Below are 3888 nucleotides of genomic sequence, written 5' to 3' on the forward strand. Positions count from 1 at the left end.
CCTCACAGGTGGACTTCATGCCCAATTGGGAGGAAACAACGCCTATATGGTGACCGACCTGGTCAATTCTGCACGCGTAGCAGGACTTGGAGGTAAATTCATTTCTGTCTGGGATCCTGATGTGGACCTCGCTTTATGGAATCCGGCCCTACTCGATAGTGTGGATGGTGGTCAGCTCTCGATGAATTACGGGAGTATTTTCGCAGATGTGGGACAAGCATCCGCCAGCTATGCCCATCACCAGAGCGAGTACGGAACTTGGGCGGCACATCTCAATTACTTATCCTATGGGGATTTCTCCGAGCGCGATGAGTTCAATCAGGAATTAGGAACCTTCTCCGCCTCTGACCTGGTCCTCACGCTGAGTCACGGACGCAGCATCGATTCACTCTTCCGGGTCGGGGCCAATATCAAGTTCATTCATTCCCAACTCGAGCAGTACCGGTCATCGGCTATTGCAGCCGATCTGGCCGCTACCTACAGAAGCAAGAATCAGGATTTCATGATGGGGCTGGTCGTGCGGAATCTGGGAGTGCCATTGAGCCAGTACACCGAAGGTGTGAAAGAGCAATTGCCGATCGGTATCGATCTGGGCTTGACCAAGCGCTTGAGCCGTTCTCCTCTGCGCATGACCCTGACCTTTTCCGATCTTCAACAATGGGACCTGAGCTATATCGATCCGGCCGATATCGGACAGACAGATCCTTTGACTGGTGAAGAGATCCCGGTAGAGGAGGCCGATCTGGCCGAGCAGATATTATTGCATGTCAACGGCAGCATGGAATTCCTATTGGGGGAGAATTTCCACTTGCGATTGGGCTATGATTTCAGAAGGCGTAGCGAGTTGGCACTGAGCAACCGTCCGGGCGGTGCAGGTCTCTCATGGGGCCTAGGACTCAAGATCGCACGAATGCGTATCAGTTATGGGCGGGTGGTGTATAACCAAGCTGGAGCTACCAATCACATCGGTCTCAACCTTCGTTGGGCCGACTTCAGGAAAACAAGCTAAAGGCTCGCTTGTCCTTCTTCTCTTTCACTAGAAACGTACTTTAGCGCTCTCATTTTTTAGAACGATTCCTATGTCATCGAACGATACCATCCGCAAATGCTTGATCATCGGTAGTGGACCTGCCGGATACACAGCTGCCATCTACGCTGCACGGGCCGATATGAAGCCATTGCTATACACCGGAATGGAGCCCGGAGGGCAGTTGACCCAGACCACCGATGTGGACAATTATCCCGGTTATCCCGAGGGCATTTCCGGCCCCGTGATGATGGAGGAGTTCAAGGCCCAGGCCGAGCGATTCGATACCGAAGTACGCATAGGTCATGTGACCGAAGTGGATTTCACCGGACCTGTACATAAGGTCTGTGTAGATGGAAAGGAATGGATCGAAGCCCATACGATCATCATCTCCACCGGAGCGAGTGCCAAGTGGCTCGGGCTGGAATCGGAGATTCGGCTGAGAGATATCGGAGGAGGAGTTTCTGCTTGTGCTGTATGTGATGGCTTCTTCTACAAAGGCCAGGATGTGGCCATCGTAGGAGCTGGAGATACCGCTGCTGAAGAGGCATCCTATCTCGCCAAGCTCTGTAACAAGGTCTACATGCTGGTGAGAAGGGATGAGATGCGTGCTTCGAGAGCCATGCAGCATCGCGTGAATTCTTTGGAGAACATCGAGATCCTGTGGAATACCGAAACGCTCGAAGTGCTTGGAGAAGACAGTGTCACAGGAGTACGTGTGGTCAACAACAAGACCCAGGAAGAATCGACACTCGATGTCACCGGATTTTTCGTAGCCATTGGTCATAAGCCCAATACCGACATCTTCAAAGGATGGCTCGATATCGATGAGGTCGGCTATATCATTCCGGAACCCGGATCGGCCAAGACCAAGATCGATGGAGTATTCGTTTCAGGAGATGCCGCAGACAAGGTCTATCGTCAGGCAGTCACTGCTGCGGGCACCGGTTGTATGGCCGCACTGGATGCAGAGCGCTATCTAGCTGCTAAAGGCATCCACTGATCCTTTAGTCCAATCTCCAGAAATGGGGCGTGAAGAGAAGGATCACGGTGAAAAGCTCCAATCGTCCGATGACCATCAGTAATGCCAATTCCCATTTGGCAGCCGTAGGAAGGAAGTTGAAAGTGTAGTTGGGACCGACCTCAGCAATACCCGGACCCACATTCCCCAATGAAGTGGCCACTGCACCGATGGCCGTATCGAAATCGATACCCATGGCCGCCAGTAGGATGGATCCGAGGGCAAATACGATGATATAGAACATGATGAAGGCTAGAACGGCCGAGGTCAGTTCAGAGGCCAGAGAATGGTTGTTGACCCGGATAGGGATCACTGCTGATGGATGCATCTGTCTCCGCAATTCTGCCGCCCCGTTCTTGAATAGGATCAGATGACGGATCATCTTGACTCCACCTGCTGTCGATCCAGAACTCCCTCCGGCAAATAGAAGCAGGAAGGCGAACATGGTCAATCCCGAGCCCCAAGCGGTGTAATCGGCAGTGGCATATCCCGTGGTCGTCATCAATGACACCACTTGGAAAGCCCCTTTGCGGAAACTCTCTTCAATGCCATAATTTCCTTGTACACTCAGCGCTATGGTCACGATAATGATGAATGCGGACAATCCACTGACATAGAATCGATACTCTTCGTTCTCCCAGAGTTTGGTGAAACGTCCCTTGAGCAGCCAATAGATCAATATGAAATTGGTCCCTCCTAAGAACATGAAGAAGGTGATGATGTACTCGATGAGTGGACTGTCGAAATGTGCGATGCTCGCCTGATAGGTGGAGAAACCACCGGTAGAGATGGTCGTGAGACTGTGATTGATCGCATCATAGATGCTCATTCCAGCCGTAGTAAGAAGTGTGGCTTGCACAAGGGTCAGACTCAGGTAGATCAACCAGAGACGCTTGGCCGTATCAGCGATACGTGGCGTAATCTTATCCGGCCGGAGTCCAGGGGCTTCTGCGCTGAATAGCTGTACGCTACTGATGCCGAGTATCGGGAGGATGGCTACAGCTAATACAATGATCCCCATACCTCCGATCCACTGGGTCAGGCTTCTCCACAGCAAGATGCTTTTGGGCATGGACTCGATATCATCCAGGATGGTCGCACCGGTGGTCGTGTAGCCGGACACCGTCTCAAAAAAGGCATTGGTCACTCCATCGATGGATCCGGTCAAGAGGTAGGGGAGGCATCCGAAGACGGACATCGAGAACCAACCGAGCGCCACTACGAGGAATCCCTCTCGTTTACGCATATCTTTTCCACTGGCCGACCGAGTAAGTAGAAATCCGATGGCACCGATCGCCAAGGTGATCAAACAGGCAGTGACCATCCCCGCGGTCACGGCTTCTCTGTGATACCAGGCTACTGGTAAGGTCAGCAGCATGAAGCCACCGTTGAACATCAATAAAAAACTCAGGAATTTGAGGACGATCCTGTACTTGATCATCAGGCGAAGAATTTCTCGACCTTATTGATGCATTCCGGTTTGGAAAGCACTACGACCAAGTCCTTTTCTCGGAAGAGGAAATCCCTATCAGGAATGATCCCGACCCCATCGCGTATCACACCACCTATACGCGCACCCTTGGGAAATTTGATCTTGCTGATACTCTTGTGATGGATCGCATCAGTGGGATTCACTTCGAATTCCAATACCTCACAGTCCGCACCGTGTAGGCCCGCCATGGCCATCACATCCCCTTTGCGTATGTATCGGAAGATGAAATTGGCTGCGATGAGCCGCTTATTGATCATGGTATCTACCCCTACGCCTTGGGAGATATGGATATAGTCCATGTTCTCCACCAGAGCGATGGTCTTTCTCACACCGTGATTCTTGGCCGTC

Annotated in this window: 4 protein-coding genes; 2 read left to right on the forward strand and 2 right to left on the reverse strand. The window is 51.9% G+C overall.

Annotated elements, in window-relative coordinates; all coding sequences use genetic code 11:
- Positions 1–1009, forward strand: a 1009-nt coding sequence (porQ, locus tag HKN79_02840; GenBank protein NNC82487.1) for a type IX secretion system protein PorQ, incomplete at its 5' end; no start/stop codon positions are given.
- A gap of 70 nt (positions 1010–1079) precedes the next feature.
- On the forward strand, positions 1080–2030 hold the full coding sequence (trxB, locus tag HKN79_02845) for a thioredoxin-disulfide reductase (protein NNC82488.1): 951 nt from the start codon (positions 1080–1082) through the stop codon (positions 2028–2030).
- Between the two features lie 4 nt (positions 2031–2034).
- On the opposite strand, the gene HKN79_02850 is transcribed toward trxB, so the two are convergent.
- Together HKN79_02850 and HKN79_02855 are read right to left on the reverse strand one after the other, a co-directional pair.
- Positions 2035–3489 (reverse strand): TrkH family potassium uptake protein, encoded by a 1455-nt coding sequence (locus HKN79_02850; protein ID NNC82489.1) that lies wholly within the window; start codon positions 3487–3489, stop codon positions 2035–2037.
- Positions 3489–3888: Trk system potassium transporter TrkA (locus HKN79_02855; protein ID NNC82490.1), on the reverse strand; the 400-nt coding region annotated here is incomplete at its 5' end. The genes HKN79_02855 and HKN79_02850, both read right to left, overlap by 1 nt.

This window comes from Flavobacteriales bacterium, assembly GCA_013001705.1.
Taxonomy (GTDB): Bacteria; Bacteroidota; Bacteroidia; order Flavobacteriales_D; family JABDKJ01; genus JABDLZ01.

Coding starts and splice junctions, on each gene's coding strand:
- trxB (NNC82488.1), top strand. CDS start 1,080: ATGTCATCGAACGATACCATCCGCAAATGCTTGATCATCGGTAGTGGA.
- HKN79_02850 (NNC82489.1), bottom strand. CDS start 3,489: ATGATCAAGTACAGGATCGTCCTCAAATTCCTGAGTTTTTTATTGATG.